The organism is Micromonospora sp. NPDC049282, from assembly GCF_043197045.1.
Classification (GTDB): Bacteria; Actinomycetota; Actinomycetes; order Mycobacteriales; family Micromonosporaceae; genus Micromonospora.
The window spans coordinates 244,462-258,417 of sequence record NZ_JBICSL010000007.1 but is presented as its reverse complement, the minus strand read 5'-3'; the positions used below and the strand labels follow the sequence as shown (position 1 = coordinate 258,417).

The window sequence follows — 13,956 nt, the reverse complement described above, 5'->3', positions numbered from 1 at the left end:
CTATTCGAGCAGTTCGCGCCAGTGCTCCCGCAACGTGCCGCGCAGGCTGTCGTGGAAGAGTCGGTAGACGGTGGTCTCGTCCTCCTGGTCGGTCACCAGATATCCGCCCAGGCGAGAATTGAGCAGCCAGGCGATGTCGCCGTCCCCGTACTCGACCGGCGACCCCTCGCTGATGGCGTTCGCCACCAGCGGCCAGACCCGGTGCCACGGCAGTCCCCGGCCGTATCCGAAGGCGACCGCCCGCAGCAGGTGGACGGCGCGCTCGCGGTCGAGCGGGTTGCTGCTGGTGTTCGCGTGCAGGTCGTCGCGGAAGACACCGATGACCCCCGCGTCGAGGGTCGCCAGCCACGCCGGGTCGGAGAGACTCACCCGTCGTTCACGATGGCTGAGCGACTTCGCCGCGAGCTGCGCGATCAGATAGGACGTGCCGGCCTTGTCCCCGACGACCCGGGCCACCGCCGCGGCCGCCTGACGGTCCGCCCGGTACGGCGAGTCAGGCGCGGAACACAGGATCTCGGTGGCATAGTCCTCGAGGTCCGACGGCACCCAGAGCGGATCCTGGTCGACCCGCAGCCGGTCGGCACCGAGCAGATCCTCCGCCCGGTCGGCGAGGGCGACCCGAACGCGTTCCTGCGCGCCGTCCTGGTCGCCGGGCGACCGGACCCCGACGAGCAGACGGACCCGGCCGCCACGGCCACCGGGCCGCTCGAGCCGGGAGAGCACGTCGACCAGGAGGCTGTTCGGGTAGGCGGCCTCGTCGAGCGCGTCGACCACGATCGTCACCGGCCCGGGCCGGTCGTCGAGCAGGGTCCACCATGCCTGCCGCAGCGTCTCCAGACTCCGTCCGCCGAGTTCACGGCTCGCCATCCGGATGCCGAAAGCGGCACAGATCTGCTGAAAGACCTCCTGGGGAAGCTTGCCCGTCGCACGGACCGCGACGTCGACCGCGCCGATCGCCGGCCGCAGATCGGGCTTGATCGTGTCGACGTTGGCGGCGTACTTCCGCACGAAGTCGGGATCGCTGAGCGTCACCAGGCGAGCCAACGCCGCCGACTTGCCGCATCCGGCGGAGCCGGTCACCAACACGGTGCCCGGCCCGGCGCCGGTGAACTGCACCAGGCGTCGCATCAGGGCCACCCGACCGGTGAACAGCCAGCCGGGCTCGGCCGCCTCAGCCACGCCGCGGGCCTTGGGATCCCAGTGGGCGCCGAGGTCGTCCGCGCGGATCGCGAGGTCGCGGCGCGGCCGTTGGACCGACTCGACCGTCGGTGGGCGCCACCGCGGGTTCGGTAGGCACGGCGTGTACTGGTTGAGGGCAGGCATCTCGGGGCGGATGTACGACAGCGTCTGGCCGGATGCCTTCAGTTTGGCCTGCACCTCGCTGAGGAAGTCGCCGATCCGTAGGTACCTCCCGTGGTCGAAGCGTTCCCCCTCGGGCGCGTCCAGTTCCTGGAGGAATTCCTCGACGGCAGCGGTGAGCGCCCCCGGTCGAGCCTTCTGCTCGATCCCGGTCGAGGCCAGGACGATCCAGTCGGACGGGAACGGGGCGTCCAGCCGAAGCGAGTCGTACGCGGTGGCGCCGGCGTCACAGAGATCGAAGACGACAAGCAGGTGCTGGACCCGGGTGCGGGCCAGCCAGCGCAGGATGTCGGCCGTCCTGATCTCGACGTCGCCGGGACCCGCCGTGTCCCGCAGCACCATCCAGTGCGTGCCGTGCATGGTGTGCCCGTGGCCGGTGACGAACACGAACGCGGCGTCGGACTCGTTCCACCCGAGCGCCTGCTCCTCGATCGCCCGGCGTACCTGCGCCTTGGTCGGGCTCCGGGTCAGCTCCGGGTGCAGCGGCGTGAAGCGGCGGTCGCCCAGCTTCGGCGCGCAGAGCCATCCGCGCAGCGTGGCCACCTCCTCGTCGACTCCGGGCAGGTCGGGCCAGCGCGGGTCGTCGTACTGCGCGGTGGCGATGGCGAGGAAGTGCCGGCGCATGATCGCGTCGCCGTCGAGATGATCGGTCACCGGGCGAGCTCCGGCAGGGCCGCCACGACCGCCTCGCCCACCTGCCGCTTGCCCAGGTACCGCTCTGCCGCGTGGGCGTCCGACTGGTTGTTCACGGTGACGTCCTGCACGCCGGACCACCTGCCCTCCAGAGGGACGCCGGCGACCGGATCGCGAGGATCTCGGACGTTGACCCAGCGCCCGACGTTTCCCGGCCGCACGGCCGGTCCGCCTGCCGGCGTCAGGCGGTCGCGGACGAACCGCAGGCCGAGTGGGGAACCGAGGGTGAGAAGCAGGTCGTAGCGCCGGTCGGGCCGGCGCATCAGGTGATCCAGGGCGACGACCGAGCCGAGCGAGTGCCCGATGAGCACGCGGCCGTGACGGTCGGCCGTGGTCAACCGGTCGGCCACCTCCTGACGGAGGACCGGCTCACGCAGGTAGCGCCGCACCTGCCGCAGCTCACCGACGCAGAGCAGGACCTCCGGCCGGTCGAACCGCCGGTCGAGAAGTCGGATAGCGGACTGCACGAGGGCCGGAGCCCGGGTATATCCCTTGTTGGGTAGTTCGGTCCCCGGCTCCTCGACGGCCATCTCCCGCACCGCCGCAGCCAGCTCCACGCTTTCGTCATCGGAGAGGTCGTCGAGCCATGACCCACCGGTCTCCACACCTGCCTTGGCGCCGTCGGCCGGCGCCAGGAACAGATCACCGAAATAGGCGACGTCCAACGGCGGCGGCGTCGAGCGACCGGCGATCGCACGTTCGATCCCGTCCGCCAGTGCCCGACTCCAGGAGGCGAGCAACTGGTGCCGCCCCAGTTGCTGCTGGGCGATGCCGTGGATGCCGACGATCGAGCCGTCCGCCAGGGGCATGGCAGTCTCCCGTCGCCTTCACTCGTCGTCGGTCGATGTCGCCGCAGAAGCCGACCCCCGCAGCTTGTCGGAGTCCGACGCCGTGGGCGTTTGGTGCGGATGGTGAAGCAGCGCAGTTCATCGGAACCGTATCGAACTGCGGATGCACTATCATGGCATTTCCATATTTGGATGGCAACGACGGTGACGACAACCGGGCAGAAGCATTGCGCCAGATCGGCTCGGCCATCGCGCCATGAATGAAGTCGGTCTTGGCCGGCCCGGCCGGTCATCGGATCCGAGGACTCCCAGTGGCCGCTCCACCAAGCACGCCTGAGGCTGGACCTACCTTCGCGGTCGGCATCGAGATACTTCCGTACCAATTGGTCGCCGTCCTCCTGGACAGCAGCGGCGGGAAACTCGGGATGCGGCGCTGGCCGATCGTCGACATGGAGACCGCGACCGTCATCGATCAGGTCGCCACGGCCACCGTCGAACTCGTCGGTACCACCCTGGGAATACCACTCCCCGACCCGCGGATCACCATCGGCGTGCAGATCGGCGGCCCGGTCAGCACGAAGGACGGGGTGGTGCTCGCCTATGCCAACCACCCGACCGACTCGCTCTACGCCGGTCGCGACTACCACTGGCGGGAGCCCGTTCCGCTCGCCGACCTGATCCGCCGCGAAACAGGATGTCCGACCGTGGTCGAAAATGACGGCGCTGCTTTCGCCACGCTGGAGAAGCATTACGGCGTCGGGCAGGAGACATCGTCGTTCGCGGTGGTCCTGGTCCGCGACGGAGTCGGCGGAGGAATCTTCCTCAACAACCGACTGATGACGATTCCGTTTGAATTCGGGCACATCAAGGTTCAGCCCGAGGGCAGGTGGTGCGTCAGCGGCGACCGAGGATGCATAGACGCCTACGCCGGGCGGAGAGCGGTTCGCGCCATCGCCGGCGAGGTGATCGGCGCCGAGTCCGACCTCGAGTCCATCGAGGCGGCGATCGCGGTGTGCGAGGAGGGCGACATCGAGGCACGTCAGGTGATCGCCGCCTTCCGTCAGGCCGGGGCGGCCGTGGGGCACGGCATCGCCACCGTGCTCAGCCTCTTCGGCCTCAGCCACATGGTGATCTACGGACTACGGGAGATGGTGGACCCGCGCAGCGGCCGCAAGGCGGCGGAAGCGTTCGCCGCCGGGCTCAACTCCTTCCCCTCCCTCACCTATCCGCTGTATCGCAGCGCCCAGGTGATCACACGCGCGATGGACGTCGCCGACGGCGCGCAGGCGGCCGGGCTGGTCGCGGTCGACCGACTGATCAGGACATGCAACTGACCCATGGAGGAAGAGATGGCGTACGCGGATGCGCCCGGGCACCTGGCCATCGGGCTGGATGTCGGAGGGACGAAGGTCGCGGGCGGTGTGGTCAACGGGGCCGGGGAGGTGGTGGAGAAACTACCGCCTCGCCCCGCACCGACGCTCGGCCGGGACGCGGTGGTGTCGACCGTGCTCGATGCCATCACCCACCTGACGCGCCGGTACCGCGTCGAGGCGATCGGCGTCGGCGCGGCCGGCCTGATCGACTGGCCGGAGGGGCACATCCGATGGTCGCCGAACAACGGGTACCACGACCTGGACCTGCGTCGCCTGATCGAGTCCACGACCGGCGTACCGACCGTCGTCGACAACGACGCGAACGCCGCGGCCTGGGCCGAGGCCCACTACTTCCGCGACGACCCCGACAAGCGACACATAGCGATGCTGACCGTGGGAACCGGGCTGGGCGGTGGCCTGGTCCTGGACGGGGAGATGTATCGCGGCGCCTCCGGCGTGGCCGCGGAGGTGGGCCACCTGCTGGTGGACAGCAGCAGCCAGGAGGTGTGCAGCTGCGGTCAGACCGGCTGCCTCGAGTCGCTGGCCTCGGGAACGGCGCTGGCCAGAGCCGGACGCCGTGCGGCCGCCGCCGATCCCGACGGTCTGCTCGCCCGGCTGGGCGCGGGTCGGGGCGGAGTCACGGGGCTGACCATCCGTGAGGCGGCCTGCCTGGGGGACCCCACCGCGCTGGCTCTCTTCGAACGCCTCGGACACTGGCTCGGCGTCGGCGCCGCCATGCTGGTCACCCTGCTGGACGTACGGCTGATCATCATCGGCGGTGGCCTCGTCACGGCCGCCGACCTCTACCTGGACCACATGCGCGCGGCCATGCAGCGGCACACCTTCGCCCGCGAGCACCGGGTGCTCCCGCCGATCGCCCTCGCCCGGCTGGGCGCCGACGCCGGCTGGATCGGTGCGGCGATGCTCTCCCTCCACCAATGTGCCAGCAGAGAGGTGAACGGGGCCGGCGTCGGCGGTTGATCCTCCGCCGCCCGCGTCGTCTCCCGGCCGGGCCGTACGCTCAGCGCAGCTCGATCGTCCGGCCCCGCGCGACCGACTCCTCGATGGCGAGGAGAAGCCGAGAGGTGGTCACCGCCTCCGACATGGTCGTGCCGACCGCCGGCGCGCCCTGGAGCCACCTGCAGAAGTCCTCCACCATGGCGCGGTAGAGGTCGGTCGCCGGATAGTCACGCCGGCCGCCTCGCGGACCGCCTTCGACCAGCAACGTCCGTAGGGACCGCTCGCCGAGCATTCCGGGTGCCCGCACCACGGCGGTCGAGCCGGTGACGACCAGGTCGTTCCCGCCGCCGACACCCGCCTGGGAGGTGGTCACGGTCACCGTGTGCGTTCCGAAGTCGAGGATCGCGGTGACCGCGTCCACCAGTTCCGGCGTCCGCCGCCGCTGACCGACGGCGCAGACCGCCCGGGGCACGCCGAACAGCAGGACGACCAGATCCAGCGCGTGCACACCGGAGTCCCACATGCTGCTGCTGCCCGCGAGGTGCGGGCGCACCTTCCAGGACGCGTTCGGGGCGGCCAGGTCCATGACGAAGTTCCAGCGCAGGTGCGAATCCTGGAGCGCGCCCAGGCTCCCGTCCCGCAGCAGTTCGGCGAGGTCGGTGACCGCGGGCTGGTGCCGGAGATGGTGCGCCACCCCGAACGGCATCCCCGCCTCGGCAACCACGCGACAGACCTCCGTCAGGTGCGCCTCGCTGATCGCCAGCGGCTTCTCGCACAGCACCGGCTTGCCGGCGGCGGCCGCCAGAGCCAGGTGCTCGCCCCGGAGAAAGGGCGGCGACGCGAGGTAGACCACGTCGAACAAGTCACGTGAACGGATGAACTCGACCGGGTCGGTCACCAGCCGTATGGACGCGTCCTGCCGGGCGACCTCACGGAGCCGACCAGGGTCCCGTCCCTGCACGACGGTGACCCGGCACATGGTCGATTCCCGCAACGCCGGGAGGAGCCGTTTGCGTCCGGTACCGGTACCGGCCAGCATGCCGATCCGCCACATCTCGGACGCGCCCGTCAGGAGTCGTGTTCCGAGGCGATCAACCCGTCGCCCCGACCCGCGTCGTCCTCGATGCGGACGACGTCGTCGAGCTCCGGCGTCGAGACCTCCAGCAGGAGGGTGGTCCGGACTGCCTCGATGCGATGCACCACCCCGGCCGCCAGGTGCGCCACGTGACCCGGCAGGAGATGCGTCGTGCCGAGCGGCTCACCGGCACGCGTGGCGAAGCTCAACCGGGCCTCGCCCTCGACGACGAGGTTTGCCTCCTGCTTGCGACGGTGGAACTGGAGACTCGTCCGGCAACCGGCGTTGATCCTGATCAGCTTCAACGCGAAGGGACCTTCCGCCACCAACCACCTCTCCTCGCCCCAGGGCTTCCGTACCACCTTGGCCCGGCCGACGTCGTGCACGGGCGCGCCGGCCACGGTCCCGCCCGCGTCCAGGGACGCGGTCAACCATCGGCGCATCAGGTCCTCAACGGAGTCCAACCGACTCACGCTCCCTCACTGCCGGATCGAGCACTCGCACATAGCGGCCCATCGCACGCTCCAGGGCGCTCCGCAGCCAGCCGTCCACCGTCAGCCCCCGGGCGGCGCACACCGACTCGACCTCCGCCTTCAGCTCCCTGAACCGGTCCGTGCCGAAGACGTAGTGGCCCGCCAGCACCGCGCGTTGCAGGTCGTCCGCCGCAGACGGACTGCCGAGCCACTTACGCCAGGCCCCGGATCCGTACGCCAGTTCCAGGAACGCCTCCCGCTGCCGGGTCAACCCGAGGATGTCGAGCAGGTCCAGATACGCCCGGGTCTCCGTCACGCCGAACTCCGGCGCGACGTTGAGGGCGGTCACCCCGTTGTCGAGCATCGTGCGCAGCGCGGCGTCGCGGAGGTAGTCGACGTTGTGGGCCTTCAGCCCCACCCCCGCCTGGCGGCACACCTCCGCGAGCCCTCTGATGGCCTGGCCGACGGCGCGCGGATCGTCGACCAGGGCGCCCCGATTCTCCGTCTCCACCACCCGGGTGCCGGTCTGCGCGACGGCGAAGAGCGGGCGGGGCAGCGAGAGGGCCGTCAGACGATCCGTCAGCTCGGTGAGCACGGCCCGAAACCCCGAGACGTCGCCGACGGCCGTCGACTGCTCCTCCACGCCGACCTCGAAGTGGACGGTCCGTCCGCGCGAGCGCGCGAACTCATGACACTGCTGGTAGAGCGTGACCAGCCGACGGACCGCCGCTCCCCGGGCGGCCGGGGGGTGGTGATCCCGCGACGTGTCGATGTGCAGAACCTCGAAGCCGGCGGCGATGTCGCGCTGAAACGACCGCAGACTGCTGGCCATGGCCTCGGACTCGTCGGGACCGGCGGCCGACTCCGCCACGTGTTGCCACGGTCCGCCGTGATCGCGGCAGACCGTCACCCGCCCCGGCGCGTCCCTGCTGCGCACGTACTCGACCAGATCCTCGCTGGTCCAACCCTCGACGTAGCCGCCACCGAACTCGGGTCCGTCGATCTGCGCCCGGCTGGCGATCAGCATGAGCCGCTGACGGTGGCGAGCCGCCGACGCGATCGTCGCGTCGACGGCGTTGCGAGACGTGACGCCGATCGCGAGGCGTGGCGGCGATGCCGCCCCGGTGACATGTGACACGCGCACTCCTTCGTCTTCACCCGGCGAGTGGGGCGTAGCCGTCGTCAGCCGTCCGTCTCCCCCAGCAGTCGCCGCAACCATTCCGCCGCGCTCTCCTGGCGGAGCGCCGCGCGGCGACCACCGGCGTCGTCGACGGCATCACCGGCGACGGCGGTCGACAGCGCGTCGGCGGTCGCCTCGACGTCGAAGGGATGAATGGGCGTCACCCCGTCCCGGAGTTGTTCGTAGGCACCGGCGTTGACCGAGAGCAGTACCGGCGCGGAGCCCACCACGAGGGCTTCCTTCGCCACCATGTTGAGCCCGTCGAAGGTGGGGTTGACCAGGGTGACGGCGCTGACCTCCAAGGCCGCCACGGCCCGGTGGCGCGTGTTGTCGCCAGCCTGTGGGTAGATGAGGCTGACCGGTTCGGTCGCCGCCCCGGAACCCGGGTTGAACCGGTCGTTGATCCGAGCCACCGTCTCCTCGCAGCGGTCCCGGTAGCGGCCACTGCGCTCGGACGGCCGGCGGGGCGGCGTCACGACCGCGCAGAACCAGAGTTCGTCGGCAAGCGCCGGGTCGCGGCTCAACATCAGCTCGAACGCCTCGAACCCGCGGATCACGTTCTTCCACAGGTCGAGTCGGTCCACCCGGACGACGGGACGGCGGTGCCGCGCCCGTGCCAGCAGGCGCTCCCGCCACGCCGCCGTCGACGGATCCTCCCGGAGTTCCAGCAGGGCTCCGCCGTCGATGGGCCCGGGCGCCACGGCGACCGTACTGCGGTGGCCCGCGTACTCCACCCGGTTGCCGTCGACCTTCACCGCCGGGAGGAACCGCTCGCAGCAGGCGAGGAACGCGTTGGCCCACCGCCGGCTGTGGAAGCCGACGACGTCGCAGCGAAGCAGGCTCTCCAGGACCCGCGTCCGGAGCCACTCGGGCAGCAATGAGAAATAGTCGGGCTCACACCACGGGACGTGATGGAAATAGATCAGCCGGCTCTGCCGCCCCGGCGTGTCATCGGTAAAGAACAGGGGCACCATCATGAGGTGGAAGTCGTGCACCAGCACAATCTCGTCCGACGAATTCTGGTGGGCCAGGGAGATCTCCCGGGCGAAACGCCGGTTCACTTCCTCGTATCCCGCCCACTGTTCCACGACTCGATAGTCGAAGGTGGGCTCGTACGTCGTGTCGAAGACGTAGTGGTGCAGCCAAAGAAACGTCTGGATCGAGATTCCCGCATAGTGCTGGGCGCTGAGCCGGGCGTCGAAGACCAGCGGGTGAAGCGTTATCGGACCCGGTCGGGCGGGTGGCGGAACCCCCTCGGTGGGCGAGGTGTAGATCCAGTGGCCGCCGACCTCTTCCAGCAGCGACACCATGATCGGCAGGAGGCCACCAGGAGAGCCGGGCGACGTTCGCAGTTCCCCCGTTTCCTCATCGCATTGCGGAGCGCTGTTGCTGCACGTGATGAGCCGCACCGAGTTCGTTCCTCCTGGGAAGGTCGGCGGAATAGCTGCGTACGCGCGTTTACGCTAGTCGATACATTTAGCTGCGTCAAGATAAGCCGGAACGCGCCCGCCGCAAATCGATGATCAGACCCGGCCCACCCGGAAAGTGACGTGGTATACGCGCTCCTCCCCCGGGCCCAGGAAGATCATCGAGCCGTCCTCGTACGCCGCCTCCGCGCCCTGCACATGATGCGTGGACGGTTCAATGCCGACCACGTACGCACCCTCCCGCAGATGCAGCCACTGCAGATAGACGGGAAACTCGGCCGGGTCGTACTCCACCTCGAAGAAGCAGCCGAGACGATCATTGACGACACGGGCCCGCACCTTTCCGTCCGGATCGGGTGTCACCTCGTGCTCGTAGACCTGCTCCACGAAACCCGGCAGCGGTCCGGGCATCACCTCACGCGAGACCCCCTGCCGAGTCACACTCTCCGACTGCCAGACGGTGCGGGCGACCGGCGCCTCGTAGCGGGCGCCCTCGTCGAGGAGCGGCCAACCGACGTTGACGTGATAGAGGTACATGTGGGGGGTCGGATCGAAGCCGTGGTTGCGCACCGTGTCCACCAGGCGGATCTCCACACCGTTGAGGTCGCCTTCGATCCGCCGGGTCATCCTCAGGTGCTCTCCGAAGATCGCCGCCTGACGAACCTCCCCCTCGGCCCACAAGACACATCGATCGCCGCGCCACTGCTCCCCGTAGCCGTGCAGCCGGGCCGGGAGATTCGCGGCCCGGCCGTGCTGGGCATTCCACGTCGTGGCGCGGCGCGGATAGCCGTACCGGTTCGCATCGACCTCGGCAGCGCCCAAGGCGTGATCGAGTCCGGCCGTCAGCAGCAGCCCCGAGAAGCTGCGCAACATGGACAGGCCGTTCTCGTCACCGTACTCGTGCAGGGAAGGGTGACGCAGGCCGGTCGCCGACGTCCAGCCGAAGCGGCACCCGCGGAACTCGGCCGCCCCGATGTCCATCGCCCGATCCACCAGGACGTCGAAGGACAGGCCCGACCCCGTGCGGAACTCCAGCACCCGCAGGCCACGTTCGGCGCCGTCGGTCAACTGCACCGCGCGGACACCGCCGAGCGCGCTCGGATCACCCGCGTAGCGGGCCAACGCCGCCCGGTCGACATGCTGTTCTCCGTCGAGCATGGGCACTCCCGTCACGACTCGGCCGGCCGGCTCGGCAACCAGCATGCCAAGACGAGACACGGAAGACCACCGTCCGACCCGTCGGGGCGCCCCGGCCACGAGGTCACCGCCCTCGCCGGCGGGGGCGGTGAGTCACCATCTCGACACACTCCTGGCCCATCCGCACCCGCCCGGGTGAAACTGCGCCCATGACAGACAGTGAGCGTGAGCGCACGAACGAGCGCTTCGAGAAGGTGGCCGAGGAGACCTCCGAGACGGTGACCCACGCGGCCACGGTGCTGGAGGAGGAACTCGCGGCAGGGCTGGCCGGCGCCCGGCGCCTCGAGGAGAAGCTGAGCGAGAGCCGCCGGGTGGACCCGGAGGCGTTCGACGAGCTCGTCGCGCGGGTCCGCACCGACGGGCACTCCCTGATCGACACCGTGGTCGGGCAGTTGAAGATGGCCGACGACCAGCGCGGCGAGGTGATCCGCCGGTACACCTCGGACGCGCACGACGCGCTGGACACCGTACTCAACCTCGCCCGGCTGGCACCCGACGTGGCCAACGGGCTCGCGGACCGGCTGACGTCGCCGCCCCCGGACGGCCCGACCCGGACGAACCGGTAGGCGCGCGATGGCGCCGACCACCGGGGTGGCCGGCGGGTCCGTGGAGGCCATGCTGGAGCGCTATCGCGGGCTCGCCCTCGACGCCCTGCTCGACGACGTGCCCGACGGCGGCCCGCGATACCTCTACGACCTGGTCGCGGAGTATCCGCGACGGTGGGGCAAGGGGCTGCGCGCCGCGATGTGCCTCGCCACGTGCCGGGCGTTCGGCGGGACACAGGCGGTGGGGCTCAACGCCGCCGTGACCGTGGAGTTGTTCCACAACGCCTTCCTCATCCACGACGACATCCAGGACGAGAGCGAACAGCGACGCGGCGCGGCGACCCTGCACGCCGAGTACGGGGTCGGCGTGGCGCTCAACGTGGGCAACATGACGAACCTGCTGGCGTTGCGGCGGCTCGCCGCGAACCGGGCGGCGCTCGGCTCCGGGATCGCCTGGCGGCTGTTCGCCGAGACCGAGCTGATGATGCGCCACTCGCTGGAGGGACAGGCCATCGAGATCGGCTGGATCCGCGACAACGTGTGCGACCTGGACGCCGACGACTACTACCGGATGTGCCTGAAGAAGACCTCCTGGTACACCTGCATCTACCCGTGCCGGACCGGCGTCCTGGCCGCCACCGGACGGGAGAACGCGGTCGACGTCCTGGACCGCTACGGCTGGTACCTGGGCGCCGCGTTCCAGATCCAGGACGACGCGCTCAACCTGACCGGTGACTACGCCCGGTACGGCAAGGAGATCGCGGGTGACCTCTGGGAGGGCAAGCGGACGCTCATCCTCATCGACTTCATGCGACGGTGCACGCCGGACGAACGCGAACGGCTCATGGTCTTCCTGAGCCGGACCCGGGCGCAACGCACCGCGACCGAGGTGCGTTGGCTGCACGGGCGTCTCCTCGCGTACGACTGCGTGGAGTCCGCGCGTCGGAGCGCCCGGGAACTCGCGCGGGCGGCCCGACACGAGGCGGAGCGGGCGCTCGGCGCCGCGGTCGACACCGACGACGGCCGCTTCCTGCTGGACCTGACCGGGTACGTGGTGGAGCGCAACCGCTAGGCGCGGGGCGTCGCCGGCCTCCCCGAGCACCGCCTCGGGCGGGGTTGCCGCCGGCGCCGGGCCGGCGGCCTACCCTGGTCGGAGTGGGTCGGTGGTGGGCGCCGCCCCCGCACGGGGGGACGACGATGACCGAGAACGCGCGCCGGCCGGGGCCGGCCGGGGCCCGCGGCGACGACCAGTGGCTGACCGAGGTGGCCCGCGAGGCGAGCGCCGACGCCGGTGGCGTACCGGTGGAGTTGCTCGGCGACTATCTCCGCCTGCTCCGGGACGCGGCGGTGACCGGTCGCGAGCCACGCCGCGGTGAACTCGACGCGGTGGGACTCCTCGGCCGGCGCGCGGCCGAGCAGGGTGTGTCGGCCGGCCGGGCGGTCCGGCTCTACCTGTCCGCGGCGCGGCGGCTCTGGCGACACCTGCCGCACCTGGACCGGTCCACCGACAGTGAGACGGTCCGGGCCGCGGCGGACGCCGTCCTCCACGTGGTCGACGCCGCCGTCGCCACTCTCGCCGAGGGCTACGCGGTGGCCCGCCGGGAACTGGTCCGCCGCGAGGAGTCGCTACGCCGCGAACTCGTCGACGACCTGCTGCGCGGCGACTCCGACCTCGGCGGGTTGGTGGAGCGGGCGGAGCCGTTCGGGCTGGACCTCGCCCGCGTGCACCAGGTGGCGCTCGCCGCGCCGGGTCGCCGGCTGCCGGACACCGAGGCGGCGATCAGCACGCTGGAGCGGGTCATCTTCGACCGGCTGGATGACCGGGACGTGCTGGTGGCCACGAAGGAGGGGCTGCTCGTGGTGATCGCGCCGGCGGACACGGTGACGCCCGGCCGGGGCCGGGGCGGCGGGCCGGCGGGCGATCTGGGGAGGCTGATGCACGGCGAGTTGGACCGCCTGGTGCGGGGCCGGCCGTGGCAGGTGGTGGTGGGCCGGCCGCACCCGGGTCTCTACGGCATCGCGCGCTCCTACGAGGAGGCCCGCGAGGCCCTCGCCACGGCTCGGCGGCTGCATGCCGACACGTCCGTGATCGACGCCCACGACCTGCTCATCTACCGCGTCCTGCTGCGGGACCAGCCGGCGATGGTGGACCTCGTGCAGGCGGCGCTGACACCGCTGAGCCAAGCCCGGGGCGGCGCCCAGCCGCTGCTGGACACCTTGGCCGAGTACTTCGCGTGCGGGGAGGTCGCCACCGACGCGGCCCGCCGCCTGCACGTCTCCGTCCGCACCGTCACCTACCGGCTGGGCCGGATCCGGGCGTTGAGCGGCTACGACCCCGCCGATCCTCGGGACCGGTTCACCCTGCACGCCGCCGTGCTCGGCGCGCGGGCCCTGGACTGGCCGCGTCGGCCGCTCCCGGCCTAGGGCTCACGCGGCAACGGCGACCAGTTCCGGGAAGCCCAGCAGGGTGGCCAGCGCGGACGCCTCGACCGGGGTGAGGGTGACCCCGATCGTGCCGTCGGGGTCGTGCGGGTCATCGTGGACGACGTCGCGGCGACCACCCGCCCGGTACTCGACGACGGTGATCCGGCGGCCCTGTTCCGTGGTGAAGGCGTGCCGTACCCCGACGCCGGGCAGGATCGTGCGTTCGATGATCACAGCAGAGCTCCTTCGGTGACGGCTGCCGAGAGCCGGCCGGGAGCAGGTCGGCGCTACGGCAACGCGGTGGACGGTCGAGCGGGCGGCGTCAGCTCGGGCGGGGTGCGCTCGGCCGGCCAGGCGGGGACGACCGTCGGCGTCGACGGCGCGAGCGGACGCCCGGTGGCCGCGTGGTAGCGCTGGTTCCGCATGCGTCCCACCGTAGCTCCGGTACGCCGACGTCACGGA

14 protein-coding genes are annotated in these 13,956 nt (G+C 70.9%); 5 read left to right on the top strand and 9 right to left on the bottom strand.

What is annotated here, in order from left to right; genetic code table 11:
- Both ACGFI2_RS14610 and ACGFI2_RS14605 read right to left on the bottom strand, forming a co-directional pair.
- Window positions 1–2,013 (bottom strand): hypothetical protein, encoded by a 2,013-nt coding sequence (locus ACGFI2_RS14610; protein ID WP_393516136.1) that lies wholly within the window; start codon window positions 2,011–2,013, stop codon window positions 1–3.
- Complete coding sequence (locus ACGFI2_RS14605; protein WP_393516133.1) at window positions 2,010–2,861, bottom strand: hypothetical protein; 852 nt, start codon at window positions 2,859–2,861, stop codon at window positions 2,010–2,012. The genes ACGFI2_RS14610 and ACGFI2_RS14605 overlap by 4 nt, the downstream gene beginning before the upstream one ends.
- A gap of 290 nt (window positions 2,862–3,151) precedes the next feature.
- Between ACGFI2_RS14605 and ACGFI2_RS14600 the strand changes: the two genes are divergently transcribed.
- Window positions 3,152–4,174 (top strand): ROK family protein, encoded by a 1,023-nt coding sequence (locus ACGFI2_RS14600; RefSeq protein ID WP_393516130.1) that lies wholly within the window; start codon window positions 3,152–3,154, stop codon window positions 4,172–4,174.
- Between the two features lie 15 nt (window positions 4,175–4,189).
- Window positions 4,190–5,194, top strand: coding sequence for an ROK family protein (locus ACGFI2_RS14595; RefSeq protein ID WP_393516127.1), 1,005 nt, complete (start codon window positions 4,190–4,192; stop codon window positions 5,192–5,194).
- A gap of 40 nt (window positions 5,195–5,234) precedes the next feature.
- Here ACGFI2_RS14595 and ACGFI2_RS14590 read toward each other — a convergent pair whose 3' ends face one another.
- From ACGFI2_RS14590 to ACGFI2_RS14570, 5 genes are all read right to left on the bottom strand, one after another.
- On the bottom strand, window positions 5,235–6,212 hold the full coding sequence (locus ACGFI2_RS14590) for a Gfo/Idh/MocA family protein (RefSeq protein WP_393516124.1): 978 nt from the start codon (window positions 6,210–6,212) through the stop codon (window positions 5,235–5,237).
- Between the two features lie 29 nt (window positions 6,213–6,241).
- The gene (locus ACGFI2_RS14585; protein ID WP_393516121.1) at window positions 6,242–6,712 is read right to left on the bottom strand and encodes a hypothetical protein; all 471 of its coding nucleotides are present in this window, start codon (window positions 6,710–6,712) and stop codon (window positions 6,242–6,244) included.
- Window positions 6,699–7,859, bottom strand: a complete 1,161-nt coding sequence (locus ACGFI2_RS14580) for a hypothetical protein (RefSeq protein WP_393516118.1) — start codon at window positions 7,857–7,859, stop codon at window positions 6,699–6,701. Before ACGFI2_RS14580 ends, ACGFI2_RS14585 begins: the two co-directional genes overlap by 14 nt.
- Before the next feature lie 44 nt (window positions 7,860–7,903).
- On the bottom strand, window positions 7,904–9,211 hold the full coding sequence (locus ACGFI2_RS14575) for a trehalose-6-phosphate synthase (RefSeq protein WP_393516115.1): 1,308 nt from the start codon (window positions 9,209–9,211) through the stop codon (window positions 7,904–7,906).
- A 213-nt stretch (window positions 9,212–9,424) separates the two neighbouring features.
- Window positions 9,425–10,531, bottom strand: a complete 1,107-nt coding sequence (locus ACGFI2_RS14570; protein ID WP_393516112.1) for an aldose 1-epimerase family protein — start codon at window positions 10,529–10,531, stop codon at window positions 9,425–9,427.
- 143 nt (window positions 10,532–10,674) lie between these two features.
- On the opposite strand from ACGFI2_RS14570, the gene ACGFI2_RS14565 reads away from it, so the two are divergent.
- From ACGFI2_RS14565 to ACGFI2_RS14555, 3 genes are all read left to right on the top strand, one after another.
- Window positions 10,675–11,091: a hypothetical protein gene (locus ACGFI2_RS14565; protein ID WP_393516110.1), complete on the top strand. Its 417-nt coding sequence runs from the start codon at window positions 10,675–10,677 to the stop codon at window positions 11,089–11,091.
- A 7-nt stretch (window positions 11,092–11,098) separates the two neighbouring features.
- The gene (locus ACGFI2_RS14560; protein ID WP_393516107.1) at window positions 11,099–12,142 is read left to right on the top strand and encodes a polyprenyl synthetase family protein; all 1,044 of its coding nucleotides are present in this window, start codon (window positions 11,099–11,101) and stop codon (window positions 12,140–12,142) included.
- A 125-nt stretch (window positions 12,143–12,267) separates the two neighbouring features.
- Window positions 12,268–13,494 carry a PucR family transcriptional regulator gene (locus ACGFI2_RS14555; RefSeq protein WP_393516104.1) on the top strand — a complete coding sequence of 409 codons (1,227 nt, stop codon included), beginning with the start codon at window positions 12,268–12,270 and terminating at the stop codon, window positions 13,492–13,494.
- A 3-nt stretch (window positions 13,495–13,497) separates the two neighbouring features.
- Here ACGFI2_RS14555 and ACGFI2_RS14550 read toward each other — a convergent pair whose 3' ends face one another.
- Complete coding sequence (locus ACGFI2_RS14550) at window positions 13,498–13,728, bottom strand: potassium transporter TrkA (protein ID WP_393516101.1); 231 nt, start codon at window positions 13,726–13,728, stop codon at window positions 13,498–13,500.
- 53 nt (window positions 13,729–13,781) lie between these two features.
- Window positions 13,782–13,919 carry a hypothetical protein gene (locus ACGFI2_RS14545; protein WP_393516098.1) on the bottom strand — a complete coding sequence of 46 codons (138 nt, stop codon included), beginning with the start codon at window positions 13,917–13,919 and terminating at the stop codon, window positions 13,782–13,784.
- Between the last annotated feature and the right edge of the window lie 37 nt (window positions 13,920–13,956).

Bases quoted from the DNA above. Each gene is read 5' to 3' on its own strand.
- ACGFI2_RS14605 (WP_393516133.1), bottom strand. From the start codon at position 2,861: ATGCCCCTGGCGGACGGCTCGATCGTCGGCATCCACGGCATCGCCCAG.
- ACGFI2_RS14595 (WP_393516127.1), top strand. From the start codon at position 4,190: ATGGCGTACGCGGATGCGCCCGGGCACCTGGCCATCGGGCTGGATGTC.
- ACGFI2_RS14590 (WP_393516124.1), bottom strand. From the start codon at position 6,212: ATGCTGGCCGGTACCGGTACCGGACGCAAACGGCTCCTCCCGGCGTTG.
- ACGFI2_RS14575 (WP_393516115.1), bottom strand. From the start codon at position 9,211: ATGGTGTCGCTGCTGGAAGAGGTCGGCGGCCACTGGATCTACACCTCG.
- ACGFI2_RS14570 (WP_393516112.1), bottom strand. From the start codon at position 10,531: ATGCTGGTTGCCGAGCCGGCCGGCCGAGTCGTGACGGGAGTGCCCATG.
- ACGFI2_RS14565 (WP_393516110.1), top strand. From the start codon at position 10,675: ATGACAGACAGTGAGCGTGAGCGCACGAACGAGCGCTTCGAGAAGGTG.
- ACGFI2_RS14560 (WP_393516107.1), top strand. From the start codon at position 11,099: ATGGCGCCGACCACCGGGGTGGCCGGCGGGTCCGTGGAGGCCATGCTG.
- ACGFI2_RS14555 (WP_393516104.1), top strand. From the start codon at position 12,268: ATGACCGAGAACGCGCGCCGGCCGGGGCCGGCCGGGGCCCGCGGCGAC.
- ACGFI2_RS14545 (WP_393516098.1), bottom strand. From the start codon at position 13,919: ATGCGGAACCAGCGCTACCACGCGGCCACCGGGCGTCCGCTCGCGCCG.